Raw genomic sequence first — 26,694 nt, 5'->3', positions numbered from 1 at the left:
ATGCTTCCTATTCAAAGTAACGGCTACTCCGTATTTTTTGACAACGATTTACGCGAGTTAAAAAGCCTCATCAACTCATCCAACTATACCAAAATATTCTTCCTTACAGATTCGAACACGTCTCAGCACTGCATGCCGCTGATCGGCAAGTACCTGCCCGAGCTGGACACGTACGATATCATTGAAATAGATCCGGGAGAAGAAAACAAGAATATTGATTACTGCATCGGGGTATGGCACAACCTGTTGGATTTCGGGGCAGATCGCAACAGTTTGATGATCAACCTGGGTGGTGGTGTTATTACCGATCTGGGCGGATTCGCGGCCTCCACTTTCAAAAGGGGAATAGATTTCGTGCAGATTCCTACCACACTGTTGTCGCAGGTGGATGCCTCGGTGGGAGGAAAAACTGGTATTGACCTGGGTAGCGTGAAAAACATCGTGGGAACCTTCGCGCAACCAAAAGCCGTCTTCATCTCCACTGAATTCCTGCAATCCCTGGATAATCGCCAGCTGATCTCGGGCTTTGCTGAAATTATCAAACACGGCTTTATCGCCGACAAGGAATATCTTGAAAAATTAAAAAGCGTTTCGCCGTTAAGCGTTGCTCCTGAAATCATCTATCGTTCCGTTGAGATCAAAAACCACGTGGTGACGACGGACCCCTTTGAAAAAGGGCTGCGTAAGACTTTAAACTTCGGGCATACAATTGGTCACGCCGTAGAAAGCTACTCGCTTCAAAACGATAAAAATTCCTTGCTGCACGGTGAGGCTATTGCGGTCGGCATGATCTGTGAAGCCTATCTTTCGCATAAATACAACACCCTCAGTCAGGATGAACTGGACGAACTGATACTGCTAGTCCGGGCAGTCTTCCCTGATTACGAAATTCCGCTGGAAAATTATCCGGACCTGATCGATTTCATGAAGAATGACAAAAAGAACACCTCAGGAAAAATCGGCTTCGCACTCTTAAAAAGACTGGGCGAATGCGACTATAACAACTACCTGGAGGAAGACAAGATTCTGGAAAGTCTCGACTTTTACAACAGCATCGTAAAAGGGTAAAATACAAGGGATGAATTAAAACATCCCTTTTTTTATTTGGACACGGGCAGTAAACCAATAATCACCTCCAGCCCTGCTATCCACCAATCCTTATCCCCCCACTGCCTTATCAACCGGACCAGCTGTCTGCAACATCATTAGCAATCACACAAGAACAAAGGTGTCGCACAACGCTCTTGATACAGGTAGTTTTACGGAAATTCCAATTACTATAAACCTTCTGAAAATAAACGCCTTATGACTTAATCTACCCCAGAATACTATGAAACAAAGAAGAACAGGCTATCGCATTGCTGCCTGGATAATTGCCGCTCTTGTTACCATCCTGCTTATTGCCATTGCTGCCTTTTATTTTTTGAAGCGGGATCTTTCAGAACCTATATCAAAAAAAACAGGCAAGCCGCGGCCGTCTAAGGTCAAACCGATCTTGAAAGCAAAACTGGAAGACAAAATAAAAGACATGATCGTGGAAGCAAGCGACAGCCTTTATCACTTTGCCTACTCAGACATCAACATTGACATTGATTCTGGTTATGCCACCATCAGCAATCTGCGCTTGACTGCCGATAACCGCGTTCTTCAAAAGCTTATTGCTAACAACAAAGCACCCAATAACGTAGCAGATATCAGGGTGGAAAAAATGGTGATGAGTGATTTTGGGTTTACAAAAACGCCTGAGGGACGTCGCTTCGGAGTGGGAAAAGTCTCAGTTCTTAGTCCGAAAGTACACATTACCAACAAGCTCCGCCCTAATAACAACCGTCCTTCCGACCCCTCTTTGCTGTACAAATCCTTCAAATCCCTGTTCAGCAGGATGCATGTGAAAACGATGGAAGTACACAACCTTGATTTCCGCTATGTGAATAAAAACAGGAACAAGTTCGACCATCTGCGAAACATCGATATCCTCATTAAGGATTTTACCAGCAGTCCCGTAAAGAGCACCAGCGATAAAAGCAGAACCAATTTGAAAGTAGGCTACTTCCGAATGACCAGCGCGGACAAGTACTACCACATTGTGGCCAGGGACATGGAATTATTACCTGCGAAGAAAACGCTTACCATTGCTCAGGCCGCTGTAATACCGCGATACAGCAAAGAACGCTTTCATAAAATAGCCGGTTTCGCTAAAGACCGCTATCATTGGAAATTCGATAAAATTAGGTTCGAGGGTATCGATGTGGATCAATTTATCCGCACCCAGCAGCTTTTCGTTGATCATAAGTATGTTTCAAACGCCTGGGTCGAGATTTACTCCAACTATAACTATCCGCTGAAAAAAGAGAATCGCCGGAATGCCTATCCCCAGGAACGTTATCAGACAATCGCCTTTGATCTAACCTTCAAAAGAATCAGCATCCTTAACAGCAATATCTATTACCGGATCCTGGCCGACAAATCGGACAAAGTTTCTACCCTGTCGTTCATAGACACCCGTACTGAAATAGCTAACCTTACTAACAATGAAGCTCAGAAAAAAAGAAAGCCACAAGTAGAAGTCTTTAGCCGTAGCCGGGTCATGAACGCCGGTCTACTCAAAACCTGGTACACCTTCAACCTGCTCGACAAAGCCGGCTCGTATACCGTCTACTCAGCACTTGGGCCAATGGATGCCCGCGCATTTAATCCGGTGTCCAAGCCTCTGGGACTGATTGAGGTCAAGGAAGGAAGACTAAACAAAATGGAAGCTCACCTGAAGATGAACGAATACCGGGGAACAGGCAACGTTAACATGTACTACTCGGGTATGAAGATTGCCTTTTTGGAAAGAGATAAAGACACAGACACCCTCGATCGGAAAGGCTTTCTTTCCTTTGTATCAAACATGGTCACACCCAATGATAATCCGCGTAAAAATGGAGAATTTAAAAAAGGGCCGGTAAATGTAGAGCGGGAGCCCTGGCAGTCATTTTTCAAATTTCTGTTCGATGCTTCGGTAGACGGCATGTCTTCTGCGATGATGGGGGTCTACCAGGACGGAAAAGGTGCCGACAAAAATATCCTGCTGAAAATCGGGAACGCTATTTCAGGGCCAGATCATACCGACAAGCAAAAGAAGAAAGAAGCGAAACAGCAAGAGCGCAAGGAAAAACGGGAACAACGTAAAAAAGAGAAGCAGGATAAAGAATCAAAGGACTAATCAGGGCTAGGTGAATTTGTTTTAAAAAAATTCATTTTCCATTTGCCATTTCAAATCCAGAAACTTACTTTTGCCAGACAAGACAAGAATGACAAACAACACTACATATTGGTTCGGTTACTTTTACTACTATCAGTAAGAGCCGGGACTAATATGTTTTGACTAAAAGAACTCATATACAAAGTCCCGGCCCAAACAGCCGGGATTTTTTTTTTAGCATATGGAGAAGAAAAGAGTAGCCATACAGGGAATTAAGGCATCGTTTCATGAAGAAGCAGCTTTAAAGTTTTTCGGGGAAGACATCGAAACAATCGAGTGCAGCTCCTTCAAAAAAACCTGCGAGGTTTTGAAAAACAAAGAAGCCGACTTCGTAGTGATGGCTATTGAGAACTCAATTGCCGGTAGTCTTTTACCCAACTACTCACTCCTCCGCGACTACCACTTTTCAATTATCGGGGAAGTTTACCTTCACATTCAACTTAATTTGTTAGCCCTCCCGGGTGTTAGGTTCGAGCAGATTAAACGGGTAGAATCACACCCGATTGCAATCCGCCAGTGTGATGACTTTTTTAGTGAATTTCCTCACCTGAATGTGGTTGAAAGTTCGGATACCGCTGCCTGCGCTAAGAAGATCCGCGATGAACAACTAACGGACACAGCGGCAATTGCTAATAAGTTAGCAGCTAAACTTTACGGGTTAGACATTATGGAGCGCAGGATAGAGTCGAACAAAAAGAACTATACCCGTTTCCTTATCCTTACAGATAATAAAGATATTCACATAACAAATGCCAATAAAGCTTCTTTATCGTTCCAGGTGACAGACGATGTGGGGTCTTTGGCGAAAGTGCTCAACGTATTTGCAGAGCACGGAATCAACCTCAGCAAAATCCAGTCGATGCCTGTGTTGGGCAAGCGAAATCAATATAATTTTTATGTGGATATCGAGTGGGGCTCGAAAGAAAAGTATGAGCAGGCAATCCGTCAGGTATTGCGGCATACCGTGAACTTCACGATCATGGGAGAATATCTTAAAAACGAAACAGTATAGACAATTGCATTAACATTTAACTCTTTAATTAGTATGAAACTGAATTTGAACATAGAACCACTAAGCGCATGGATGCCGAACAAGCAACCATTGGTAATTGCAGGACCTTGCAGCGCTGAAACTGAAGATCAGCTTTTAGCTACGGCACACCTTTTAGCTAAAACAGGAAAAATCTCTGTACTTCGTGCAGGAATCTGGAAGCCTCGTACTCGTCCGGGAGAATTTGAAGGTATCGGAAGCATTGGTTTAGAATGGTTAAAGCGTGCTAAAGAAGAAACCGGATTACCTACTACGGTAGAGGTTGCAAACGCAAAACACGTGGAAGAAGCTTTAGCTGCCGGCGTTGACATCCTTTGGGTGGGTGCCCGTTCAACAGTAAATCCGTTCACCGTTCAGGAAATTGCAGATGCGCTTAAGGGCGTGGATATCCCTGTAATGGTTAAGAACCCGGTAAATCCTGATCTTTCTTTATGGGTTGGTGCTTTAGAGCGGATTAATGGCGCTGGAATTACTAAGCTTGCTGGTATTTCCCGTGGATTCTCTTCTTTCGAGAAATCAGCATTCCGTAATGAGCCGATGTGGGAACTGACTATTCAGTTAATGACTCTTTGCCCTGAATTACCTATCATCTGCGATCCAAGTCACATTTGTGGTAACCGCGAGCTGATCCCTTACATCTCTCAAAAAGCATTAGACTTAGAGATGGACGGACTAATGATCGAGTCACATATCGATCCTTCTGTTGCCTGGACCGATGCGAAACAACAAGTGACTCCTGCCGCCTTATCAGACTTGATCGACAACTTAACCGTTCGTCACCAGGAACCGCAAAACCCTGCAGTATCTGATAAACTGGCTGAGCTGCGTAAGCAAATTGACAAAATCGACGACCAACTGATCCAGAAAGTTGCTGAAAGAATGAAGGTTGTTGAGAAGATCGGCGAATACAAAAGAGATAACGACATCACGATTCTACAGCTTAACCGTTGGGAAGAACTGATCACTAAACGTGCAAACTTTGCAAAAGCTTTAAACTTAGACGAGGAGTTTACCACCAAGTTGTTAGAGTTGATTCACGATGAGTCAATTAAAAAGCAAACTGCAATCATGAACGACAAAACCGTTGTTGAATAATGACGGAAAATAAATTAATTCTCTCAAAGCCCTCTAAACAGACTTTTTGTACCATACAGCTTACGGGTTCAAAAAGCGAGAGTAACAGGGCTTTGATACTGAATGCATTAAGCAGCGGAAAGGTGGAAGTTCGAAACCTTTCCTCTGCTGATGATACGGTGACGCTTGACGGGATTCTTAGGAATCTGGCTACCGGAAAGACTTCTGAAACTTCAGAAACTCCGGTGGTGAACATCGGCCCTGCGGGGACCGCCATGCGTTTTCTTACCGCCTATTTTGCTGTTACAGGCCAGGAAGTGATCATTACCGGAACGGAGCGGATGAAACAACGTCCCATCGGAATCCTGGTAGATGCGCTGAGAACTTTGGGAGCAGAAATTGAATATGTAGAGAAGGAAGGCTACCCCCCTTTGAAATTCCAATCAAACTTCCAACAAGCTACCAAGCAGGTAGATATTAAGGGCAACATCAGCTCCCAGTTTATCACTGCCCTGCTGTTGGTTGCTGCTTCTCTTCCCCAGGGGCTCGACTTAAATATCGTTGGCGATTTAACGTCTCGTCCTTATGTGGAAATGACCTTGGCGATGCTTGAAGAAGCTGGCGTAAGCCACAAATGGGATGGCAACACCATTTCTATTCCTCCTCAGCCTTTCAAAGACTCTGCAATTACAATTGAACCGGATTGGAGCGCTGCTTCTTACTGGTACGCCATTGCAGCCTTATCTGATGAAAGCAGCATCACCCTTCCCTTTCTGAAGGAAAATAGCCTTCAGGGTGACAGCAGGATAAGCAGCATCATGGAGAGCTTTGGGATTGTTACCAAATTCACGGAAACGGGTCTCGAATTGACAAAAAACTGCAATGAACTCCAGGGTCGCTTTTTCGACTTGAAAGACTGCCCGGATTTAGCCCAGACTGTAATAGTTGTTAGTGCAGCCCTTGGTCACAATGCTACCTTTACAGGATTAGAAACGTTGAAGATCAAGGAAACAGACAGGGTAGCAGCGTTGCAGAACGAGCTGGCTAAAATAGGTATTGTGTTGAGAGAAGACAACGAGCTTTACCATCTGGACTGCAGCAATCTGCACTTCCCTGATAAAATAACTATCAGAACCTACGAAGACCACAGAATGGCAATGGCTTTTGCTCCTCTGGCTCTTAAAATAAACCAGCTTGAAATTGAAGAACCAGAGGTGGTAGGCAAATCCTATCCATCTTTCTGGGAAGATTTGAAAAAAGCAGGATTCGAAATTTAGTTTGAGGTTGAGAGATTCGATTGGATGGCCAGTCGGCTCTCAACTTTAACTTCTAAAACCAAAACAATGGCAGGTAACTCTTTCGGACAACTATTCCGCATTACGACTTTCGGAGAATCACATGGCACAGCAATCGGGGTGATTATTGATGGCTGCCCTCCAAATGTGGAATTGGATATGGAATTTATTCAGTCGGAACTGGATAAACGTAAGCCGGGACAATCGAAAATCACTACTCAGAGAAAGGAAAGCGACAGTGCTCAAATCCTTTCCGGGATTTTTGAAGGAAAAAGCACCGGGACTCCTATTGCACTGCTTATCCCGAATGAAGATCAGAAATCAAAAGATTACGATCATAACAAAGATATTTTCCGCCCATCACATGCTGACTACACCTATCAGTCGAAATACGGAATTCGTGACCACCGCGGCGGTGGACGTTCTTCCGCTCGTGAGACTGCTGCCCGCGTAGCAGCCGGAGCAGTTGCAAAGCTCTTCTTGAAGCAAAAAGGAATAGAGGTTTTTGCACATGTCTCTTCAGTAGGAACGATTGACGCTCCGATCGTCGATGCTCCTCATTTGGACCAGCTCTTGGAAATCCGCGAAAGCAATATTGCAAGGTGCGCCGATCCGGCCACAGCCAACGAGATGATTGAATTTATTGACGCTGTTCGTAAAGCTGGTGATACTGTTGGCGGAAAGGTAAGCTGTATTATCCGAAATTGCCCGGTAGGTTTAGGTGAACCAGTTTTCGACAAACTACACGCTGACCTGGGCAAAGCGATGCTGAGCATCAACGCAGTACATGGATTTGAATACGGCTCCGGATTTGCTGGTTCAGAAATGCGGGGAACGGAACATAATGACATCTTCCAGCCTGCCGCGGACGGCAAAGTAACTACCCTCACCAACTTCTCGGGAGGAATCCAGGGGGGAATTTCTAACGGCATGGACATATCTTTCAGAGTTGCATTTAAACCTGTAGCTACAGTGATGCATAACCAGCAGACGGTAGACAAAGAGGGGAACGCTGCCGAGATCAAAGGAAAAGGACGCCATGATCCATGTGTGGTGCCCCGCGCGGTCGCAATCGTTGAAGCGATGGCTGCGCTCGTTATCGCCGACCACTACTTAAGACAAAATAGCTATCTGTAGCATTAACAATAAAAAGGCGTCGTAACCACTACGACGCCTTTATTATTGAAACCCTGATGGGAGCTAAAAATTATTCAGTAAATCCTGCAAATCTTTAGACATCTGGTTGAAATATCGCCGGTTGTTAAAGCCCATCACCCACTGAATTCCTCTACTTGCATTTGTAAGAAATACTTCATCCGCAACATTGAGAATATCGGGGTTTATCTGTGCCTCGATCACTGGCAAGCCACTTTCTTCTGCCAACTGCATTACCACCTGCCGCATTACACCGGCGATACAACCTTCGGTAAGAGCCGGGGTGTACAGCTTCTTATCATACAGAACGAACACATTTGAACTCATTGCTTCACACAAAAAGCCATTTTGATTCAGTATAAAAACTTCGTCCAGGTTTTTCTGTGTCCGGTAAATGCCGGCCATTACAAATGGTAAAGAGTTACAAGTTTTATGATTGGAGAGGAAGTTAATAGGCTTTGTAAGCTCCTGATACACATCTACTATCAATCCCTTCGAATTGTGGATATAAAATTCTTCTTTTGTTGGTGTTAGTTCCAGAGCGTAGGCCGACTGGTTGCTTGTAGGGCTGTAGAGCCCGTCCGAATCCCGGTAGACGGTCAGTCGGATCCTGGCATTCGCACCCGCATCGTTCCTTTTCACCAACTCTCTCACCTTATCCTTGAGAAAATACTCGTCGAAAGCATAGTACCCTTCCAGCTTCAAAGCTTTCATACCGCGGTACAAACGCTCAGCGTGAAGGTCAGCAAACCGAAGTTCCCCTCTCATAAAACGCATTGACTCAAATAGGCCGTCTCCATATTTGAACCCCCGGTTTCCTACAGTTAAAACAGCTTGATTAGCTGGCTGGATGCTACCGTTATAATTGATAAAATTCATAAAGTAAATAGATGTGTTAACAACCCGAAAAGCGTCATTCTGATTGGTTTGCTTTTATATAATTTCTCCACTTTTCCAGCACTCCCTGAAAATCAGCTGGCAACTGGGACTCAAAATAGATATATTCTTTGGTACTTGGATGCACAAAACCGAGGGAAAGCGCGTGCAACGACTGCCGTGGCATTACTTCGAAACAGTTATCTATGAATTGGCGGTACTTACTAAATACCGTACCCTTCAAAATCTTGTCGCCACCATAGGTAGCATCATTGAATAATGGATGCCCGATGTGCTGCATGTGCGCCCGGATCTGATGGGTCCTCCCGGTCTCCAACTGACATTCAATCAGCGTTACGTAGCCAAAGCGCTCCAGAACTTTGTAATGCGTTACCGACCACTTGCCCTTGCTTTCGTCATCATACACATCCATAATTTTCCTGTCGCGCATGCTTCTACCAATATAGCCAGAAATAGTGCCATCTTCGACGAGGTCGCCCCAAGCCAGAGCGATATATCTCCTGGTGATAGTATGATCAAAAAACTGCTTCGCCAGATAAGCCATGGACCGCTCGTTTTTACCAATCAACAGCAGTCCCGAGGTGTCCTTATCGATCCGGTGAACCAAGCCCGGCCGACCATCGTTGCCGGGTAGTTGCGGCAACTGCTGAAAATGATACACCAGCGCATTTACTAAGGTGCCACTATAATTATTATATCCGGGATGAACAACCATCCCCGCCGGCTTATTCACAATCAGCACATCATCGTCTTCATACATGATATCCAAAGGAATGTTTTCGGGGTAGACTTCGGTATCCCTCGGCGGATGAGCTAGTACTACCGAGATAAGGTCCATAGGCTTTACCTTATAGCTCGATTTAATTGGCTTTTCATTCACTAGCACGCTGCCCGCTTCAATGGCGTTTTGAATCCTGTTTCTTGATGCATTTTCTATTTTATGCATCAAAAATTTATCAATTCGCAACAACGATTGCCCTTTGTCTACCACAAGGCGAAAGTGTTCATATAAATCCTGCTCTTCAGCCTCCGTGAAACTTAGCTCTTCCGACATAAGCGGCAAAATTAGCCTTTCCTGCTGAGTATAAAAAACGGAAGCAATTGGCAAATACCCAAAACAAGGTATTTTTGTTTCGAATTTTTTTTGACAACTTTAAAGCATCTAAAAATTAATGAGTTATTGATGAAAATTTCTACTAAACTAAAAACGATTCTCCTGTTTGGAGGCCTTGGTTGTTCAATTCCTTCGATGGCACAGGATGAAATATCAGACCTGATTAAAGCCTCCCCTGCAGATGCTACTGCATTAACGAGAGCTTATCTGGAACCTTTCTTCAAAGGAACCGGCTTGGGGCTTAATTCAGGATGGGCCACTACCGGAACAACCAAGAAACTGTTACGTTTCGATTTGAAGGTTGGAGTTACTGCAGCAATGCCTCCTACAAGCGCAAAAACGTTTGATGTAACCAAAATTGGCTTGTCGAATACCCTTAGACCTGTTAATAGCAATGATGTTATTGCACCAACTATTGCGGGCGCAGAGGAAGAGGGACCAAGGATGGCTGTTTATAGCCAGGGCAACGTAAAAGTGACCGAGTTCAATTTACCTCAAGGTCTTAATATTCCGATGCCAGGAGTGCAGCTTCAGGCGAATATTGGCTTAGTGAAGGGTTTTGAAGCAATGGTTCGCTATTCACCAGACATTAAAGCAGGCGACGATTTCGGAACGGTAGGCATGAAAGGTGGAGGTCTGAAATTCCAGCCCTTGAAACTGGTTTCCAAAACTGCCGCTAAGCTGGTACCTGTTGATCTAGCTGTTGCAGTAGGTTACAACTCCATTAAGTATGCATACGACGACATCGACGTAAGACCAGAGGAAGATGCAAGACCTAAAAATGCATCTGATGCAAACAGAAACTTCGACAATCAGAAATTCGAAGTTGAATTTTCTGGTATCAGTGTAGAGGCGATCGCTTCTAAAAAGCTTTTCATGTTCGTTCCTTTCGTGTCGGTTGGTTACGTGACTTCCAATACTAAAGCGGGTCTTTACGGAAACTATCCTATTACGACTACCGCAACTGCATCCACTTCAACTGGTACAATCGACAAACAATACGAAGTGTTTACAGATCCGGTTAAGATCGACGACAGATTTATTAGCGGTATGAGAGCAGCTGCAGGTCTTAATATCAATCTATTCCTCCTGCACATCAACGCCTCTTACAACATTGCACCTTACCCATACCTGAATGCAGGCGTAAGCATTGGATTTGGCAAATAATCAAACTGCTTTGTTTTATATTTGAAAGGCCTCTTAACAGAGGCTTTTTTATTTTGCATACATGTTAAACTTTCCAATTCATAGTCCTGTTGAAGAATTGACGCTCCCCCTATTCAGGGAAAAAGCGGTAAGGGTATTTATTAAGCGGGACGATATGATCCATCCCTTTATCTCCGGTAATAAGTGGAGAAAGCTTAAGTATCACCTGCAAACTGCACTACAACAAAAAAAACACCACCTCGTAACCTTTGGGGGAGTATGGTCAAACCACCTTGTTGCCACCGCCTGCACGGCAGCCAAATTTGGATTAACGAGTACGGCTTTTATTAGGGGTGAAGAGCTCCAGACAGATGCGCTATTTTTTTGCAAACTTTTTGGGATGAATCTGATCTTCACGGACAGAGAAAGCTACCGGGATAAAAAAAAGCTATTTGCTAATGAGTTTGAAAATGACAACTCCGCCTATTTCATTGATGAAGGAGGTGCGGGGATTGAAGCTTTGCTAGGCTGTGCAGAATTAGCTAGTGAACTTACAGAAACCTACGATCATATCTTCTGTGCAGCAGGCACCGGAGCGACTGCCGCAGGACTCATTAAAGGGGTCTCAGAAAAATATCCTGAATCGCGGGTAAGTATTGTACCGGTTTTAAAGGGTGCAGATTTTGTGAGGAGAGAAATAGCATCTCAAATAACTTTTGAAACTGACTTTGATTTCTATCCTGATTACCACTTCGGCGGCTATGCGAAATCTTCACCTCAATTACTCCAATTCATAAAAGAGTTCTCGGCTCAAACGGGCATACTACTCGACCCGGTTTACACGGGTAAAATGATGTTTGCACTTTTTGACCTTGTTAAAAAAGACCAATTCCCCTCTAAAAGCACTCTCCTTGCCATCCACACGGGGGGATTAACAGGACTCTTAGGATTTAAAGATAAGTTTTCGAACCTTTAACCCCTCTCAACTCTTTAATTACTAATTTTGATAAAAAGCAGGCGTATGTACCATCTGTCAATTCCTCCTGATCAAGTTCACTCCACCCTCGGAAAACATATACTCGCAGACGGTTTTGATCTTACCTTCGATATGGAGAAAAGTCAGGGTGTGTACATGTACGATGCTAAATACAACAGGAGGATGCTCGACTTTTTTACTTGCTTTGCTTCTGTTCCGCTCGGATACAACCACCCTTCTATGCTAGCGGATGAAGAGTTCAAGAAACATCTGCTTCTGGCGGCCTTAAGCAATCCTTCCAACTCGGACATCTACACCCAGCAATATGCCGAGTTCCTGAAAACTTTCTCAGCTATTGCAATTCCTGACTATCTGCCTCATGCCTTCTTTATCGCCGGAGGAGGACTTGCAATTGAGAACGCTTTGAAAACTGCGATGGACTGGAAGGTTCAAAAAAACTTCCGCAAAGGATACCCAACTGAAAAGGGATTTCAGGTAATCCATTTTGAACACGCCTTTCATGGGCGGACGGGCTACACAATGAGCCTCACCAATACCCATCCGGATAAGACCAAATGGTACGCCAGGTTTCCCTGGCCAAGAATCAGTAGCCCGGCCGTCCATTTCCCCCTGACTCCCGAGGGACTTACTGATCTTCAGAAGCGAGAGGAGCTGGCAATCGCGCAGATTAAGAAAGCTTTCCAGGAAAACAAAGACGATATTTGCGCCATCGTCGTTGAACCGGTACAAGCAGAGGGCGGCGACAATCACTTCCGGAGAGAATTCATGGAACAATTACGCCTCCTGGCTGATGAAAATGAATGCTTCCTGATTTATGATGAAGTTCAAACAGGAGTTGGACTTTCAGGAAAGTTTTGGTGTTACGAGCACTTTGGAGAAAACGCACGGCCTGACATCATTGCTTTTGGAAAAAAAATGCAGGTTTGCGGCATACTTGCGGGCAGAAAAGTGGATGAAATAGAAACGAACGTTTTTACAATCCCGTCCAGACTCAACTCCACCTGGGGCGGCAACCTTACGGACATGGTAAGGGCGACGAAAATCTTACAGATCATGCAGGATGAGCGACTGGTGGAGAATGCAGCAGAAACAGGTTCCTACCTGCAACAGCAGCTTAGACAGCTTGCTGACAGACATGAACAGATGTCGAACGTGCGTGGGAAAGGGCTACTGACAGCTTTTGACTTCCCCGACAAAATCAGCAGGGACAAATTCATCCGCAAAGGTTTCGAAAACAACGTTTTGTTTATAGGCTGTGGAACAAGCTCGATCCGCTTCCGCCCCGCCCTGATTATGCAGAAGGAACATATTGATGAGGGAGTAATGGTAATGGATAAAATTTTAACAGAAATGTGATCGGCAAGCTCCAACCTCACCTGATCACATTTCTATTCCAATTACCTCAGATCAAATAGGCTCTCTACGCCCAGCAGCTTCTTAGAAGTAAACCCTTCTGCAAAGGTAGCGCCTATGTACTTGCCGAATTCCCTGGCGCGTGCCTCAACAACCTTTACAAATTCTGGCGTAGAAATATAGGTTTGCTCTCCCTCTACACTTGCTCCTGGGGTATAAAACTGAGTTTTAAAAGCTTCAATTGAGGCCATTTTGGTATCCCAAAAGGCAGTGACATCGATTAATATATCAGGTTCAATATAGTTATCCTGAATAAACTGAAGAAGAAGCTTCGGTCTCCAGGCTTGCTGTTGCTCTCCATTAAGAGTTGTAGAGACTTTAGATAGCCCGGAAAGAAAGGCAGCATCATTTACCAGCTGCCCTGCTTTTCCATGATCGGGGTGACGATCAAATAAGGCATTACAAAGAACAATTTCCGGCTGATATTTCCTGATCTTCTGAATGATTTGTAGCTGATGCTCTTCATCATTTTTGAAAAACGCATCTCGCATTCCGAGATTTTCCCGCACATCCAAACCAAGGATTTCAGCTGCGACAGCTGCCTCTTCGCGACGAGTTTCTGCTGTACCTCTGGTACCCAGTTCTCCACGCGTCAGATCTATTAATCCTACTTTTTTACCTTCTGCTTTATGCTTCAATATTGTTCCTGCGCAACCCAACTCTGCATCGTCAGGATGAGCAGCAAACACAAGAATGTCTAATTTTTTCAATTTTTTGTATTTAATAGCTGATCAATTTTTCTCTTTATCCTACCTGAGGACGGTTTTGTAAAGGGATAAAAAAAATCTGAAACTTGACCATTCTGATTGATAAGATATTTGTAAAAATTCCACCTTGGAACCGCACTTACGCTCCCATTTAAACGCTTGTTAGCTAAGAAGCGGAATAAAGGATGGGCATCCTTCCCTTTCACGGATATCTTGTTGAAGACCGGGAAGCTGACACCATAGTTCACCTGGCAAAACTCTTGAATGGCATCACCTGTTAGAGGCTCCTGTTGTCCAAAATCGTTTGATGGGAATGCGAGAATTTCGAAACCATTACTCAGGTACAAGCCCCGTAAAGTTTCTAAATCCTCTAGCTGAGGTGTAAAACCACATTGAGAGGCAGTATTAACGATCAAAAGCACCTTTCCGCGATACTCCTCTAATTTAACGGTATCTCCTGTCAGCCTTTCAGCTGAAAATTGGTAAATTGTCTTTTCTATCATTAGTTAAGAGCAGCGCGGGTACTATAGAAACCATATCTCTGAATGATATTTTCAATGTCTCTCTCCTGATTAGGATCGTACTGCTGCTTTAGATTGTGTCCAAATACTTTAGCTACCAGTTGATAGCTAAAAGCAGTGAAGCCTCCTTTTAAATCTTTCACCAAATCATAAGTACTGTTACCCGTTTCCCGGTCAATAAGCTTTATCAAGATCTCTCCCTGAGTGATTGTCATGTTTTTAATCTCACGATTAAACATGTCTTTGATCTCCTTTTCACAAGCCTTCACCAACTTCTTCTGTTCTCTCCGGTCTTTGGTAATGGCTAACTGCTGATTTAGACGTGCATATCGCTCTCTTGCAAACATCGCATAGGGCAATACCTTCAGCACATTGTAACGCAAGCGATTATACTGTGCTCTTGCCTGGGGAGATTGGAAGATGCGGGTAGAATAAATATTTACATCTGCAAGAGGAATCCATGGAACTAAATTCCCATATTCGTCTGTTGTTACTGCCACCCGAATGCTATCGTTTTTGCCCTTCAACTTTGGGTCAAAGTTCTCCTGACACTGAGAAGAAAAGCCGAAAAACAAAGTAAAAAAGAGGAATAGCAGTAAAAATTTCATATTTTTAAATAGTGCATAAACACACTTTTGCATCGTTTATAATTAATATACAATATACGGAAAACGTAACCCAAAAATTATAAGTTTCTTATTTTTTTGACAGAAACTTACGGATTGACTATGAAGGAATTAGTGATTGACCTGGAGGCCGAAAAAAAAGAGATCCTTAAGCGTTACCGAGCCTTGTTGAAGGCCAGCAAAGCGCACCTTCAGAAAGGCGACAAAAGGTTGATTCGGCAGGCTTTTGACATGGCACTGGAGAGCCACAAAGACATGCGCCGTAAATCCGGCGAACCCTATATATACCATCCGATCGCTGTTGCGCAAATTGCTGCGGAAGAAATCGGACTGGGCACTACTTCTATCGTTTGTGCTCTTTTACATGACGTTGTAGAAGACACTGCCATCACCCTGGAAGATATTGAAAGAGAGTTTGGAAAGAAGATAGCCCGCATCATTGACGGTCTAACAAAGATTTCGGGGGTTTTCGACACAAACAGCTCACTCCAGGCTGAAAACTTCAGGAAGATGCTGCTCACCCTTGCCGACGACGTACGGGTGATCCTGATCAAACTCGCCGACCGCTTGCATAATATGCGGACAATGGAGTTTATGCCTCGGGATAAGCAATTGAAAATATCTTCTGAAACCGTCTACTTGTATGCTCCCCTCGCTCATCGGCTCGGTTTATATGCCATGAAATCTGAGTTGGAAGACCTGTCCATGAAGTACATGGAATCGGAAACCTACAAATTTATTGCTAGAAAACTGAATGAGAAGAAAGCCGAACGGGAGCAGTATGTCAGGGAGTTTGTTGGCCCGATAAAAGAAATTCTGGAAGAACAAGGATTAAAGGCTGAAGTATATGGACGGCCAAAGTCGATCCACTCCATCTGGAATAAGATGCGTAAGAAAGGAATTCCTTTTGAAGAAGTGTACGATCTTTTCGCGATCCGGATTATCCTTGATAGCCGGCCCGAAAATGAAAAGGCGGATTGCTGGAAAGCTTATTCTATCGTAACTGATCTCTATCGTCCAAATCCAGACAGGCTTCGTGATTGGATTTCTTCGCCGAAGGCCAATGGCTACGAATCTCTGCATACTACGGTAATGGGACCCAAAGGCCAGTGGGTAGAGGTGCAAATCCGCACGCAACGAATGAACGAGATCGCTGAAAAAGGTTTTGCAGCGCACTGGAAATACAAGGAATCGTCTTCGGACAGCGGTCTTGACCAATGGATACAGAAAGTGCGGGAACTTTTAAAAAGTTCGGAGGCAAATGCGCTCGACTTTTTGGATGACTTCAAGATGAACCTGTTCTCTGACGAGATTTTCATTTTTACACCAAAGGGTGCCTTGATGCAGCTGCCCACTGATGCTACTGCCCTCGATTTTGCTTTCGAGATTCACTCGGATCTTGGTGCTAAATGTATAGGAGCAAAAGTGAACCACAAACTGGTGCCTCTTTCTCATAAGTTACAAAATGGCGATCAGGTAGAGATCATTACTTCGAGCAAGCAAACGCCCAAGGAGGACTGGCTCAACTTTGTAGTTACTGCAAAAGCAAAATCGAAGATTAAATCTTCTTTGAAGGAAGAAAAACGAAGGATCGGAGAAGAAGGCAAGGAAATACTCGAGCGCAAGCTGAAATCCCTTAAGATCACCTACAATTCGGAGAATATCCAGAAGATCGCCAACTATTTTAAATTTTTGTCGACCCTCGACCTTTTCTACAATGTAGCTAAAGGTCATATTGACCTGAAAGACCTGAAAGAGTATCAGGCCTCCGAAAAAGCGGTAGAACACCGCTCTCCTGATAGAATCGAGGCCCACCAGATAGAAGGCCTCATCAATAAGGTAAAAACGAAAGATAGTGACACACTCCTAATAGGTGAAGACCTTCAAAAGATTGATTACAAGCTTTCTACCTGCTGTAACCCCATCCCGGGAGATGACGTATTCGGTTTTATTACGGTCAATGACGGGATCAAGATCCACCGGACCAACTGTCCGAACGCTACCAAGCTCATGGCCAACTATGGCTATCGGGTAGTTAAGGCAAAATGGACTTCTCAAAAAGAACTGGCCTTCCTTACCGGGCTTCGCATCACCGGAATTGATGAGGTAGGTTTGATTAACCGTCTTACTACAGTCATTTCTAACGACTTCAAAGTAAATATGCGTTCGATCACGGTCGACAGCGACGAAGGGATTTTCGAAGGTTCTATTATGGTCTATGTTAATGATACCCAGCACTTGGATAACCTCATTAAGAGACTTAAGCAGGTAAAAGGCGTTACTTCTGTCACTCGTTTCGATTCTGAACCACAAAATATCGTAAAGGCTTCATAAAGTTTTTATTAATTCCTAAATTTTTGGATAACTTTGGAAGCTGTTAATAAGCATTATGGCCGCACAAGAAACTATTGAAATGGTGAAAAAGATTTTTGAGGCTTATCTTGAAAATAAAAATCTCAGAAAAACTCCCGAACGTTTCGCCATTTTAGAAGAAATATATTCCAGAACAGATCATTTTGATGTGGAGTCATTATATATCCACATGAAAAACAAAAAGTATCGTGTGAGCCGTGCTACAGTTTACAATACCCTCGAGCTTCTTGTTTCCTGTGATTTGGTGACCAAGCACCAGTTTGGTAAAAACATGGCTCAGTTTGAAAAATCGTACGGGTATAAGCAACACGATCACATCATTTGCATTGATTGCGGGAAGGTGGTTGAGTTCTGCGATCCACGTGTGGGACAAATACAGAGTATGATGGGCGACCTGCTCAAATTTGAAATAAAGCACCATTCTTTAAACCTTTATGGTAACTGCGCTAAATTGAAAAGCGGCTACTGTGAATCTTATTCTAAAAACTAATACTCCTATAAATGGCTGTTGATGTACTCCTGGGGCTCCAATGGGGCGATGAAGGAAAAGGAAAAATTGTTGATGTTTTAAGTCCTAAATATGACCTGATTGCTCGTTTTCAGGGGGGGCCAAACGCTGGTCATACCCTTGAGTTTGACAATCAAAAATATGTCTTGAATACAATTCCATCTGGAATTTTCAACGAGAAAACGATGAACCTAATCGGAAATGGGGTTGTGATCGATCCCATTATTCTGAAACGGGAACTGGAAAATCTTAAAAAAAGTGGGTTCGATCCGGTTGCTGCTAATAAGCTGGTAATTGCAAGGAAAGCTCACTTGATTTTACCTACCCACCAATTGCTGGATGCGGCATCAGAAAGCAAAATGGGTGAAGGCAAAATCGGTTCTACTTTAAAAGGAATCGGTCCAACTTATATGGACAAAACCGGCCGTAATGGCTTAAGGGTTGGAGATACGATGTTGGTTGATTTCAAAGAGAAGTACGATCGTTTGGTAAATAAACACAAGTCTATTTTGGCTCATTATGGAGAAATCCCGGATTTTTCAGAAAAAGAGCAGGCTTTCTTCGAGGCTATTGAGTACTTGAAAACTATTCCTCAGGTAGACAGCGAACACTACGTAAATCAATTTTTGCGTGAAGGTAAGAGCGTTTTAGCAGAAGGAGCACAGGGAGCCCTTCTTGATGTCGATTTCGGTTCTTATCCGTTTGTTACTTCATCTAACACTACCGCTGCAGGCGCCTGTACCGGTTTAGGTATAGCACCTGGTAAAATTGGCTCCGTAATCGGGATATTCAAAGCTTATTGTACCCGCGTTGGAGGCGGCCCCTTCCCTACCGAGCTGCATGACGAGACAGGTGAAGAACTTCGCAAAATCGGGCATGAATTCGGAGCAACTACAGGGCGTGCCCGCCGAACTGGCTGGATTGACCTTCCTGCTTTAAAATATGCAATCATGTTGAACGGGGTTACCGAACTGGTCATGACGAAAGCAGACGTGTTAAGTGGCTTCGAAAAAATCTACGCTTGTACTCATTATGAATACAATGGCGAGAAGATTGATTACATGCCTTATGATATCTGTTCAGTACCGGCCAATCCGATATACGAAGAAATAGACGGTTGGAATGAAGACTTAACAGGAATTAAAACCATCGGCGAAATCCCTGCTAAATTGGAGGCGTATGTAAAATACATCGAACAACATGTAGGAGTACCTGTAAAGTATTTATCAGTGGGACCTGATCGTGTTCAGACCCTGGTACTGAACTAGGAACCCCGCCCGGACGTATGATCTGTACTTTTAATTCTCCGGAAGACATAGATATATTCAAGATGCAGGCCCTGAAATGGGCCTGTTCTTTTAATACAGCCTGCTATTACGACTCCAATCATTACGCCGACCCCTACTCCGCTTTCGATGTAATGATCGCTGCGGGAAAGACCGCTGAACTTCAGGTAAACGAACAAGGGGCGGCCTTTGATGCTCTAAAGAACTTTCTTTCGGAGCACAACACCTTGGTGCCGGGCTTTCTTTCCTACGACCTGAAAAACGAACTCGAGCAGCTTTCATCCAACAATATGGATAAGCTCCACTTCCCGGATCTTTATTTCTTTGTGCCTGAGCATTTGCTTCTACTCAGGGGAAATCAACTGGAGATCAGGTCTACTGCAGCTCCCCTGGTTTACGAGGATATCAAAAGCCAGCAGTTGGAAAAAAGCGAAGGCGAACGCTCTATTCAGGTAGAGAGCCGCTTTAGTAAAGAGGAGTACCTGGCTTGTGTCAATGAAATTAAGCAGCACATCCTACGCGGAGATATCTACGAAGCAAATTTCTGCCAGGAATTTTACGCCGACAAGATTTCGATAAATCCAAGGGCAATTTTTCAGGAATTAAACCAGCTCTCTCCCACCCCCTTTGCCAACTTCTTTAAGGTGGATGACAAGTATATCCTTTCAGCATCACCAGAGCGATTTTTAAGTAAAAGACACACAAAACTAATATCGCAACCGATAAAAGGAACGGCTAAACGGGGAGATAACCCCACTGATGACGAGGAGCTTAAAGAGAACCTGAGAAAAAGCCAGAAAGAGCAATCGGAAAATGTGATGATTGTTGACCTGGTGCGAAATGACCTGACGAAATGCTCTGTACCCGGAAGCGTTGGAGTGGAGGAACTTTTCGGAGTGTATAGTTTCCGGCAGGTTCATCAAATGATCTCAACGGTGACTAGTATGGCCAATCCCGCGCTTGATAATACCGATATAATTAAAGCAACATTTCCCATGGGATCAATGACAGGTGCGCCAAAGATCAGGGCAATGGAATTGATCGAGCAGTATGAAAAAACGAGGAGAGGAGTATTTTCTGGCGCAGTAGGATATTTTGATGGCCTCGGGGACTTTGACTTTAACGTTGTTATCCGAACGATTCTATACAACGCTAGAAGTGGATATCTATCGTTTTCCACCGGAAGCGCTATCACCTATGACTCTGTAGCAGAGAAAGAATATGAAGAATGCCTCCTAAAGGCAGAGGCAATTTTAAAGGTCTTAAAATAAAAATTCCCGGTTTCCCGGGAATCTTCTATCGTCTGTAATACTTTCTTGCTTCTGGCAAATTCTGCTGTATTTGCCGAATTCTAGTTTCATCACTCGGGTGACTGCTTAAGAACTCTGGTGGGGCTCCATTGCCTTCTTTTGCAGAAGCCATTCGCTGCCAGAAGGACAACGCGCTTTCCGGATTATAACCGGCCATTGCCATAAAGATCAAACCCAGCCTGTCTGCTTCTGATTCTTGTTTACGCCCGTAACGAAGTAGTGCCAGCTGACCACCCAGACCATACAACTGCGTTATTGCCTGAGAACCGGTAGAAGCTCCTACAATACCGCCGATGGCTTGCGCACCCATCATCTGGGAGTAACGCTCTTCTGAATGTCGCGCGATTGCATGCGCGATCTCGTGCCCCATCACCGTTGCCAGACCTGCATCCGTTTGCGCTACCGGCATCAATCCGGTGTAAACCGCAACCTTACCTCCCGGCATTGCCCAGGCGTTAATATCCTTACTTTGGATGAGATTGAACTCCCAGCTAAAATTATACTGATTAGCATAGCCGTTTTGATTCAAATACGTTTCAATGGCCTGTGCAATTCTATTTCCAACTGTTCGCACTCGCTGTAACTCGGAGCCGCTCTTCACGACGGTCGTCTTTGGGTCGTTTAAAAACTGGCGGTAAGCTTGTTCAGCCTCTTGTTGGATGGCCTCTGAATTTGCGAGGTTTAATTGTCTACGCCCTGTTAGTGGAACAGTAGAGCACGCTGTCAGTATTGTAGTGAGAATAATGACAGATATTATTTTTAAATTCTTCATACGCTTGTGTGTTTTAACACATAACGCTTTTTCTTTTAAGCTGTTTTTTTCTTAAAAAAATTAACCTTCGACTCCTTGCCTTTGAGTAAGCGTTCTATGTTTTTTTGGTGGGTAACTAGGATTAGAATGCAGATACACATGCCGTACAAAACAATCGATCGCAAGGGAGAGTGAAATACAAATATTACGCTTAGGGGAAAAGTAAAGCCAGCCATAATAGAGCTTAGAGATACGTATTTCGATATCAGAAGAACAATCAGAAATACCAGCACGCAAAGAAGAGCGGCCTGCGTATGTACAGCAAAGATCATCCCACACAGTGTAGCAATTCCTTTCCCTCCTCTAAATCCGGCAAAGACTGGGAAAAGGTGCCCCATCACGGCGGTGATGCCTAAGGCCAGCTGATAGTTTGTAAATTGTATGGAGTTCTGGGGACCAGTAACTGACAGACCGATTAAATAAGCTAGGTTGGTTGCTGTCCAGCCCTTCAGGATGTCAATAATCATTACTGCAATCCCAGCCTTTTTACCTAATACCCTGAAAGTATTGGTGGCACCCGCATTCCCACTGCCATATTCACGTACGTCTATCCCGTAGAATGCCTGACCGATCCAAACTGCGCTTGGAATAGATCCGCATAAATATGCTGCTAAAAGCGCCGAAATAGAATATATAGATATCATTCAGCCTGCAATTATACTAAAAAAGAAAAGTCAAATGGATGTAAGAATTTAAAAAAACAGCACCTAAATTGCTTTAAGACTCATATCCAGACTTTTAACAGAGTGCGTTAGAGCGCCCATCGAAATATAGTCAACACCCGTTTTCGCGTATTCCAGCACGTTGCCCTCGGTAATTCCCCCCGAGGCTTCGGTCACAAAGCGGCCCGCAACAAGATCTACGGCCTGCTTCAATTGCTCATAATCAAAATTATCCAGCAATATCCTGTCTGCACCGCCTTCATCGATCACTTCACGCAACTCGCTCAAATTCCGCACCTCTATCTCTATTTGCAGATATTTATTTTTTTCTTTCAGATAATTTTTAGCTGCGCCGAGGGCTTGTTTAATTCCGCCCGCATAATCAACATGATTATCTTTGATCAGGATCATGTCGTACAGACCGAATCTGTGATTCTCACCTCCTCCAATTTTCACTGCCTTCTTCTCCAGGAAGCGCATATTCGGAGTTGTTTTTCGTGTATCGAGCACCTTTGTGCCAGTACCTTCCAACGAATTCATAATTCTGCGCGTGGTGGTCGCAATACCACTCATGCGTTGCATGGTGTTAAGAACCAGCCTTTCTGCTGTAAGGATGGAATAGATTTTTCCTTTAACAAGAAGAACTACATCTCCCACTTTTACCTGTTGACCATCTCTGATTAAAGTTTCCACTTCCAGTTCCGGGTCAACTGCCTTAAATATTTCAAGAGCTACCTCAACTCCAGCTACAACCCCGTCTTCCTTAATTAGTAATCGGGCTGAGCCCTGTTTGCCTGCAGGAATTGTAGACAGGGATGTATGATCGCCATCACCAATATCTTCTCTTAACGCGTCCTGAATAAATTTATCGAGTAAGTTCTTTTCGTCCATAATCGCTGCTAAAATAACAAATACACAAATATTATAGATTTGTTCGGCAGGAAAAGACACCTATTAATGACTTGAGACACTTTGTACAGGTCCGTTTCAAATGTATATTTGCTCCGTGGAAAATAAAAAAGTAGCCCTCATCATTCTTGACGGATGGGGATATGGTAACGCTGATAAGTCAAACGCAATTGTTGCGGCCAGGACGCCGTTTTTCAATTCTCTGATTGAAAGATATCCGAATTCGAGGCTGGAAGCTTCAGGGATGGCAGTGGGTTTGCCCGACGGACAGATGGGGAATTCTGAAGTAGGCCACATGAATTTGGGTGCAGGAAGAGTGGTATACCAGGAGCTCGGGAGAATCCATAAAGCTGTTGACGACGGAGAACTTAACACGAATCCCGTCCTGACAGAAGCTTTTGAGTACGCAAAGAACAACAATAAAAAAGTTCACCTGATAGGACTTGTATCTAACGGCGGAGTTCACTCTCACATCAAACATATCTACGGACTATGTGATGCAGCTAAGGCTAATGGAGTAAATGATGTGTTTATACACGCTTTTCTGGACGGTCGTGATACAGATCCAAACTCAGGAAAAGGGTTTATCTCGGATCTTGAAAACTATCTTAAAAATTCTGCCGGACAAGTGGCTTCGTTAATTGGACGATACTACGCGATGGACCGCGACAATCGCTGGGAGCGTGTGAAACAGGCCTACGATTTGATGGTCCATGGAACAGGCCAACCAAGCACGGATTTGATTGCCTCCATCAGCAAATCGTACGCTGAAGGGGTAACCGATGAATTTTTGCAGCCGGTTGTCCGGGTAGATGAGAATGGCCGTCCACTAGCGGTGATCCAGGAAGGAGATGTAGTTATCTGTTTCAACTTTAGAACAGACCGTGGTCGCGAGATCACCTTAGCTCTAACTCAAAAGGCCTTCCCAGAGCAACAGATGGAGCCGTTGGCTTTGAACTATATTACCATGACCACTTATGACGATACGTTCAAAGGTGTTAAGGTAGTTTTTACCAAAGATGATTTAAACGAAACGCTAGGTGAAGTGCTGGAAAGAGCCGGTAAAACCCAGGTGAGGATTGCTGAAACAGAAAAGTATCCGCACGTAACTTTTTTTTTCTCCGGTGGAAGAGAAAAAGAATTTGTGGGTGAAAAACGACTGCTCATCCCTTCACCAAAAGTTGCAACTTACGATCTTCAGCCAGAGATGAGCGCCGAAGGTATTAGAGATGCTATCTGCGAAGAACTTGTGGCAAATAAACCTGACTTCGTTTGCCTTAACTTTGCAAACCCTGATATGGTAGGCCATACCGGTGTATTCGAAGCGGTGGTAAAAGCGGTTGAGACGGTAGATGCCTGTCTTCAAAAAGTGGTGGAAACCGGCTTAGAGATGGGTTATTCTTTCATCATATTGGCAGACCACGGAAATGCGGATTATATGATTAACGCCGACGGGTCTCCAAACACGGCACACACTACCAATCTCGTTCCATGTATCCTAATTGATAAAGACTACAAGCAGATCAAAGATGGTAAACTGGGAGACGTTGCTCCTACGGTCCTTCATTTGCTGAATGTAGGTATACCAGAAAAAATGACAGGCAATGTCCTGGTGTAGCGGATGAATAAAAAAATAGTTGGTCTACTATTAATCTCGACGGGGCTACTTGCCTGCAATAACACAGAGAAAGCTGCTGATGTAAAAAGTTTTTTTGACATCAGCGGCTTTTTTGATGCTGAAGCTAAGCGATTATCCGGGTTAAACCCTTCGATAACAAAAACAGTATCTCAAAACGACGCTTCCGAGGCAAAAACACTCAAGATCGATGATTGGCAGGCCGAGCTTTCCTTATTTACGGAATCAGACATTAATAAACCGGCGTGGAAAAACAGTTACCTGGTAAAAAGAGGACTTTCCGGTGTTACCTATCTCGCCCTCGATAAGAGCTTAAGAACACAAAAAATTGAGTTGCGCTTTAAGGAACCCGAGACGATTAAGTCCATAGCGATAACCAACGTAACAAACAATCCTTTATATACCTCCACCGAGACATTATTCTATTCCCCTGATTCGTTGTACCTTATCAATAAAGAGCAACACGTTCGGGTACTGGGTAATAATAACTACCGAATTTCAGGTAAGTTTCCTCCCCAATAATTAAACATCTCGTACGTTTCATAGTCTGTATGATGATGAAGCGTATTATTCTGGGGATTTCTATTTTTTTACTTCTTGCCTCCTGTGTAGTTGAAAATTTCGCTACGCAATCGCCAGTTGCAACCGTGCGAAATCCGGGGATTAAGTTCCAGGAAGAGTTTTTGTCCCGCATCAACCGCTTAAGAGAAAAAGGCTGTAATTGCGGTAACACCTATATGCCTCCAGCGCCTCCACTGGTCTGGAATACACAGCTTGAACTAGCTGCTCTTGCTCATGCCCAGGACATGAACCGAAATAAGTATTTTGACCACAAAAGTAAAGACGGAAGAACTATCAAAGACCGGATTACTGGAGCCGGCTATACTCCAACCGGGTATCGTGCTTTCATAATCGGCGAGAATATTGCCTGGGGACAACGTTCAATAAAAGAAGTGATGGACGGATGGATCGGAAGTCCTGCTCACTGTCGTAATCTGATGAAACCAGACTTCAAAGAAGTGGGCATCGCATTTTACAATTCGTATTGGGTGCAGGATTTTGGTGGCAGATATCCGTTCGCAAGAAGGTAGAAAGCAGCAGCTTTGTTAAAAGGAAAAGGCTACACTTTATCAGTGTAGCCTTTTGGTGAACTTTATGTTAGTTGTCGAGATTCGATAAATAAACTCGTGCCTTTTTCATCTCATCTAAAACATCTTTGCGTCCCGGGTTTATATCGAGCAGACGCTGAAGATCACTCATGCTAGCTCTGTAAGCGTTGGCAGCTGCATTTTTATCGTAAACTTTCGGAACTTTTTGTCCTTTCAAAATACCGTAATCGCGATAAGCGATTGCTCTGTTCTGATATAGCTTCGTATCTTCAGGGTTCAATTCAATCGCTTTGCTAAAGTCTTTAATTGCTGCAAGCAGTAACTTTTCTCGCTCGAGAGCTGTCAGGGAACTGCTCATTTGTGCACCTAACACATTCCGCGCTTTACCTCGATAGTAATAAGCTGACACTTCATTTGGGCGAAGAGAAAGAACTTGCCCGAAAGTACTTACCGCTTTGGCATATTCTCCAGAATGGTAATAGGAATAAGCAAGCATATAAAGAACGTGAGCGTTGTTAGCTTCAGAACTAAGAGACTTCTCCAAATGCGTAACAGCCAGCTTGAAATTACCGTCCATCACTGCTTTCTGGCCTAAGTTAACGTAAGTGTTCTGCGACTCAACCCTTTGCTGGGCATTTAAACCAGTAAATAAAAACAAAAGAGACAAAAGAGGGGTGAAAACTTTCATTTGTAATCAATAGTTGAACTCATCTTATAACGGATGAAAGGTAATATTATTTCCGGGAACCGTTTGTGCTCTATGTTAGAGACTTTCGTTATTGGCGGAAAACAATTAATACAGCATAAAATAATTTTTGTTTCTTAGTGGATTGTTAAACTTTACAAA

At 43.9% G+C, this 26,694-nt stretch carries 25 protein-coding genes; 16 read left to right on the top strand and 9 right to left on the bottom strand.

Features of this window, described 5'->3' with window-relative positions:
- The 6 genes from aroB (at nucleotide 1) to aroC (ending at nucleotide 7,804) form a co-directional block, all read left to right on the top strand.
- Complete coding sequence (aroB, locus tag J4N23_RS15920) at nucleotides 1-1,068, top strand: 3-dehydroquinate synthase (RefSeq protein WP_207428707.1); 1,068 nt, start codon at nucleotides 1-3, stop codon at nucleotides 1,066-1,068.
- Nucleotides 1,069-1,330: 262 nt separating this feature from the next.
- Nucleotides 1,331-3,208, top strand: coding sequence for a hypothetical protein (locus tag J4N23_RS15915; protein WP_207428706.1), 1,878 nt, complete (start codon nucleotides 1,331-1,333; stop codon nucleotides 3,206-3,208).
- 220 nt (nucleotides 3,209-3,428) lie between these two features.
- On the top strand, nucleotides 3,429-4,259 hold the full coding sequence (locus tag J4N23_RS15910; RefSeq protein WP_207428705.1) for a prephenate dehydratase: 831 nt from the start codon (nucleotides 3,429-3,431) through the stop codon (nucleotides 4,257-4,259).
- Nucleotides 4,260-4,292: 33 nt separating this feature from the next.
- Nucleotides 4,293-5,393 carry a chorismate mutase gene (locus tag J4N23_RS15905; protein WP_207428704.1) on the top strand — a complete coding sequence of 367 codons (1,101 nt, stop codon included), beginning with the start codon at nucleotides 4,293-4,295 and terminating at the stop codon, nucleotides 5,391-5,393.
- The gene (aroA, locus tag J4N23_RS15900) at nucleotides 5,393-6,649 is read left to right on the top strand and encodes a 3-phosphoshikimate 1-carboxyvinyltransferase (RefSeq protein WP_207428703.1); all 1,257 of its coding nucleotides are present in this window, start codon (nucleotides 5,393-5,395) and stop codon (nucleotides 6,647-6,649) included. Before J4N23_RS15905 ends, aroA begins: the two co-directional genes overlap by 1 nt.
- Before the next feature lie 66 nt (nucleotides 6,650-6,715).
- Complete coding sequence (aroC, locus tag J4N23_RS15895) at nucleotides 6,716-7,804, top strand: chorismate synthase (protein WP_207428702.1); 1,089 nt, start codon at nucleotides 6,716-6,718, stop codon at nucleotides 7,802-7,804.
- A 63-nt stretch (nucleotides 7,805-7,867) separates the two neighbouring features.
- Here aroC and J4N23_RS15890 read toward each other — a convergent pair whose 3' ends face one another.
- A complete protein-coding gene (locus tag J4N23_RS15890; protein ID WP_207428700.1) occupies nucleotides 7,868-8,701 on the bottom strand; it encodes an aminotransferase class IV in 834 nt (277 codons plus the stop codon).
- A 34-nt stretch (nucleotides 8,702-8,735) separates the two neighbouring features.
- Nucleotides 8,736-9,773, bottom strand: coding sequence for an RluA family pseudouridine synthase (locus J4N23_RS15885; RefSeq protein WP_207428699.1), 1,038 nt, complete (start codon nucleotides 9,771-9,773; stop codon nucleotides 8,736-8,738).
- Nucleotides 9,774-9,902: 129 nt separating this feature from the next.
- On the opposite strand from J4N23_RS15885, the gene J4N23_RS15880 reads away from it, so the two are divergent.
- The 3 genes from J4N23_RS15880 (at nucleotide 9,903) to lat (ending at nucleotide 13,332) form a co-directional block, all read left to right on the top strand.
- Nucleotides 9,903-11,000, top strand: coding sequence for a DUF6588 family protein (locus tag J4N23_RS15880; protein ID WP_207428697.1), 1,098 nt, complete (start codon nucleotides 9,903-9,905; stop codon nucleotides 10,998-11,000).
- Between the two features lie 61 nt (nucleotides 11,001-11,061).
- Nucleotides 11,062-11,955, top strand: coding sequence for a 1-aminocyclopropane-1-carboxylate deaminase/D-cysteine desulfhydrase (locus J4N23_RS15875; RefSeq protein WP_207428695.1), 894 nt, complete (start codon nucleotides 11,062-11,064; stop codon nucleotides 11,953-11,955).
- A 45-nt stretch (nucleotides 11,956-12,000) separates the two neighbouring features.
- Nucleotides 12,001-13,332, top strand: a complete 1,332-nt coding sequence (gene lat / locus J4N23_RS15870) for an L-lysine 6-transaminase (protein ID WP_207428693.1) — start codon at nucleotides 12,001-12,003, stop codon at nucleotides 13,330-13,332.
- A 41-nt stretch (nucleotides 13,333-13,373) separates the two neighbouring features.
- On the opposite strand, the gene bshB1 is transcribed toward lat, so the two are convergent.
- The 3 genes from bshB1 to J4N23_RS15855 are packed head-to-tail and all read right to left on the bottom strand — an operon-like array spanning nucleotide 13,374 to nucleotide 15,225.
- Entirely contained in the window at nucleotides 13,374-14,099 is a 726-nt protein-coding gene (gene bshB1, locus J4N23_RS15865; RefSeq protein ID WP_207428691.1) for a bacillithiol biosynthesis deacetylase BshB1, read from the bottom strand.
- Nucleotides 14,096-14,599, bottom strand: a complete 504-nt coding sequence (locus J4N23_RS15860; protein WP_207428689.1) for a glutathione peroxidase — start codon at nucleotides 14,597-14,599, stop codon at nucleotides 14,096-14,098. The genes bshB1 and J4N23_RS15860 overlap by 4 nt, the downstream gene beginning before the upstream one ends.
- The gene (locus J4N23_RS15855; RefSeq protein ID WP_207428687.1) at nucleotides 14,599-15,225 is read right to left on the bottom strand and encodes a DUF4294 domain-containing protein; all 627 of its coding nucleotides are present in this window, start codon (nucleotides 15,223-15,225) and stop codon (nucleotides 14,599-14,601) included. The genes J4N23_RS15860 and J4N23_RS15855 overlap by 1 nt, the downstream gene beginning before the upstream one ends.
- 120 nt (nucleotides 15,226-15,345) lie before the next feature.
- Between J4N23_RS15855 and J4N23_RS15850 the strand changes: the two genes are divergently transcribed.
- The 4 genes from J4N23_RS15850 to J4N23_RS15835 are packed head-to-tail and all read left to right on the top strand — an operon-like array spanning nucleotide 15,346 to nucleotide 20,681.
- The gene (locus tag J4N23_RS15850) at nucleotides 15,346-17,577 is read left to right on the top strand and encodes a bifunctional (p)ppGpp synthetase/guanosine-3',5'-bis(diphosphate) 3'-pyrophosphohydrolase (protein WP_207428686.1); all 2,232 of its coding nucleotides are present in this window, start codon (nucleotides 15,346-15,348) and stop codon (nucleotides 17,575-17,577) included.
- 55 nt (nucleotides 17,578-17,632) lie between these two features.
- On the top strand, nucleotides 17,633-18,106 hold the full coding sequence (locus tag J4N23_RS15845) for a Fur family transcriptional regulator (protein ID WP_207428685.1): 474 nt from the start codon (nucleotides 17,633-17,635) through the stop codon (nucleotides 18,104-18,106).
- Nucleotides 18,107-18,117: 11 nt separating this feature from the next.
- The gene (locus tag J4N23_RS15840) at nucleotides 18,118-19,392 is read left to right on the top strand and encodes an adenylosuccinate synthase (protein WP_207428684.1); all 1,275 of its coding nucleotides are present in this window, start codon (nucleotides 18,118-18,120) and stop codon (nucleotides 19,390-19,392) included.
- A 17-nt stretch (nucleotides 19,393-19,409) separates the two neighbouring features.
- A complete protein-coding gene (locus tag J4N23_RS15835; protein WP_207428683.1) occupies nucleotides 19,410-20,681 on the top strand; it encodes an anthranilate synthase component I family protein in 1,272 nt (423 codons plus the stop codon).
- Between the two features lie 25 nt (nucleotides 20,682-20,706).
- On the opposite strand, the gene J4N23_RS15830 is transcribed toward J4N23_RS15835, so the two are convergent.
- The 3 genes from J4N23_RS15830 to nadC all read right to left on the bottom strand — a co-directional run bounded on the left by J4N23_RS15830 (nucleotide 20,707) and on the right by nadC (nucleotide 23,084).
- Nucleotides 20,707-21,492: a M48 family metallopeptidase gene (locus J4N23_RS15830; RefSeq protein ID WP_207428682.1), complete on the bottom strand. Its 786-nt coding sequence runs from the start codon at nucleotides 21,490-21,492 to the stop codon at nucleotides 20,707-20,709.
- A 35-nt stretch (nucleotides 21,493-21,527) separates the two neighbouring features.
- The gene (plsY, locus tag J4N23_RS15825) at nucleotides 21,528-22,175 is read right to left on the bottom strand and encodes a glycerol-3-phosphate 1-O-acyltransferase PlsY (RefSeq protein WP_207428681.1); all 648 of its coding nucleotides are present in this window, start codon (nucleotides 22,173-22,175) and stop codon (nucleotides 21,528-21,530) included.
- A 63-nt stretch (nucleotides 22,176-22,238) separates the two neighbouring features.
- Nucleotides 22,239-23,084: a carboxylating nicotinate-nucleotide diphosphorylase gene (gene nadC / locus J4N23_RS15820; protein WP_207428680.1), complete on the bottom strand. Its 846-nt coding sequence runs from the start codon at nucleotides 23,082-23,084 to the stop codon at nucleotides 22,239-22,241.
- A 115-nt stretch (nucleotides 23,085-23,199) separates the two neighbouring features.
- On the opposite strand from nadC, the gene gpmI reads away from it, so the two are divergent.
- From gpmI to J4N23_RS15805, 3 genes are read left to right on the top strand one after another with little or no spacing between them, the layout of a single operon-like run.
- Nucleotides 23,200-24,720 carry a 2,3-bisphosphoglycerate-independent phosphoglycerate mutase gene (gene gpmI / locus J4N23_RS15815; protein ID WP_370527288.1) on the top strand — a complete coding sequence of 507 codons (1,521 nt, stop codon included), beginning with the start codon at nucleotides 23,200-23,202 and terminating at the stop codon, nucleotides 24,718-24,720.
- 3 nt (nucleotides 24,721-24,723) lie between these two features.
- Nucleotides 24,724-25,260, top strand: coding sequence for a hypothetical protein (locus J4N23_RS15810; protein WP_207428675.1), 537 nt, complete (start codon nucleotides 24,724-24,726; stop codon nucleotides 25,258-25,260).
- Nucleotides 25,261-25,289: 29 nt separating this feature from the next.
- Entirely contained in the window at nucleotides 25,290-25,829 is a 540-nt protein-coding gene (locus tag J4N23_RS15805) for a CAP domain-containing protein (RefSeq protein WP_207428674.1), read from the top strand.
- Between the two features lie 67 nt (nucleotides 25,830-25,896).
- Here the strand turns inward: J4N23_RS15805 and J4N23_RS15800 are convergent, their stop codons facing one another.
- Complete coding sequence (locus tag J4N23_RS15800) at nucleotides 25,897-26,535, bottom strand: tetratricopeptide repeat protein (protein WP_207428673.1); 639 nt, start codon at nucleotides 26,533-26,535, stop codon at nucleotides 25,897-25,899.
- Between the last annotated feature and the right edge of the window lie 159 nt (nucleotides 26,536-26,694).

This window comes from Pedobacter sp. SYSU D00535 (assembly GCF_017355855.1).
Classification (GTDB): domain Bacteria; phylum Bacteroidota; class Bacteroidia; order Sphingobacteriales; family Sphingobacteriaceae; genus Desertivirga.
Note: the sequence above shows the minus strand (reverse complement) of the source record. Positions and strands in the feature narration are given on the sequence as shown.

Excerpts from the sequence above, each read along its gene's own strand:
- J4N23_RS15860 (WP_207428689.1), bottom strand. The coding sequence starts at position 14,599 with ATGATAGAAAAGACAATTTACCAATTTTCAGCTGAAAGGCTGACAGGA.
- J4N23_RS15875 (WP_207428695.1), top strand. The coding sequence starts at position 11,062 with ATGTTAAACTTTCCAATTCATAGTCCTGTTGAAGAATTGACGCTCCCC.
- J4N23_RS15890 (WP_207428700.1), bottom strand. The coding sequence starts at position 8,701 with ATGAATTTTATCAATTATAACGGTAGCATCCAGCCAGCTAATCAAGCT.
- plsY (WP_207428681.1), bottom strand. The coding sequence starts at position 22,175 with ATGATATCTATATATTCTATTTCGGCGCTTTTAGCAGCATATTTATGC.
- nadC (WP_207428680.1), bottom strand. The coding sequence starts at position 23,084 with ATGGACGAAAAGAACTTACTCGATAAATTTATTCAGGACGCGTTAAGA.
- J4N23_RS15850 (WP_207428686.1), top strand. The coding sequence starts at position 15,346 with ATGAAGGAATTAGTGATTGACCTGGAGGCCGAAAAAAAAGAGATCCTT.
- J4N23_RS15905 (WP_207428704.1), top strand. The coding sequence starts at position 4,293 with ATGAAACTGAATTTGAACATAGAACCACTAAGCGCATGGATGCCGAAC.
- J4N23_RS15880 (WP_207428697.1), top strand. The coding sequence starts at position 9,903 with ATGAAAATTTCTACTAAACTAAAAACGATTCTCCTGTTTGGAGGCCTT.
- J4N23_RS15885 (WP_207428699.1), bottom strand. The coding sequence starts at position 9,773 with ATGTCGGAAGAGCTAAGTTTCACGGAGGCTGAAGAGCAGGATTTATAT.
- J4N23_RS15855 (WP_207428687.1), bottom strand. The coding sequence starts at position 15,225 with ATGAAATTTTTACTGCTATTCCTCTTTTTTACTTTGTTTTTCGGCTTT.
- J4N23_RS15805 (WP_207428674.1), top strand. The coding sequence starts at position 25,290 with ATGATGATGAAGCGTATTATTCTGGGGATTTCTATTTTTTTACTTCTT.
- aroA (WP_207428703.1), top strand. The coding sequence starts at position 5,393 with ATGACGGAAAATAAATTAATTCTCTCAAAGCCCTCTAAACAGACTTTT.
- aroB (WP_207428707.1), top strand. The coding sequence starts at position 1 with ATGCTTCCTATTCAAAGTAACGGCTACTCCGTATTTTTTGACAACGAT.
- J4N23_RS15910 (WP_207428705.1), top strand. The coding sequence starts at position 3,429 with ATGGAGAAGAAAAGAGTAGCCATACAGGGAATTAAGGCATCGTTTCAT.
- J4N23_RS15835 (WP_207428683.1), top strand. The coding sequence starts at position 19,410 with ATGATCTGTACTTTTAATTCTCCGGAAGACATAGATATATTCAAGATG.
- J4N23_RS15845 (WP_207428685.1), top strand. The coding sequence starts at position 17,633 with ATGGCCGCACAAGAAACTATTGAAATGGTGAAAAAGATTTTTGAGGCT.
- aroC (WP_207428702.1), top strand. The coding sequence starts at position 6,716 with ATGGCAGGTAACTCTTTCGGACAACTATTCCGCATTACGACTTTCGGA.
- lat (WP_207428693.1), top strand. The coding sequence starts at position 12,001 with ATGTACCATCTGTCAATTCCTCCTGATCAAGTTCACTCCACCCTCGGA.
- J4N23_RS15915 (WP_207428706.1), top strand. The coding sequence starts at position 1,331 with ATGAAACAAAGAAGAACAGGCTATCGCATTGCTGCCTGGATAATTGCC.
- J4N23_RS15810 (WP_207428675.1), top strand. The coding sequence starts at position 24,724 with ATGAATAAAAAAATAGTTGGTCTACTATTAATCTCGACGGGGCTACTT.
- J4N23_RS15830 (WP_207428682.1), bottom strand. The coding sequence starts at position 21,492 with ATGAAGAATTTAAAAATAATATCTGTCATTATTCTCACTACAATACTG.
- J4N23_RS15800 (WP_207428673.1), bottom strand. The coding sequence starts at position 26,535 with ATGAAAGTTTTCACCCCTCTTTTGTCTCTTTTGTTTTTATTTACTGGT.
- J4N23_RS15840 (WP_207428684.1), top strand. The coding sequence starts at position 18,118 with ATGGCTGTTGATGTACTCCTGGGGCTCCAATGGGGCGATGAAGGAAAA.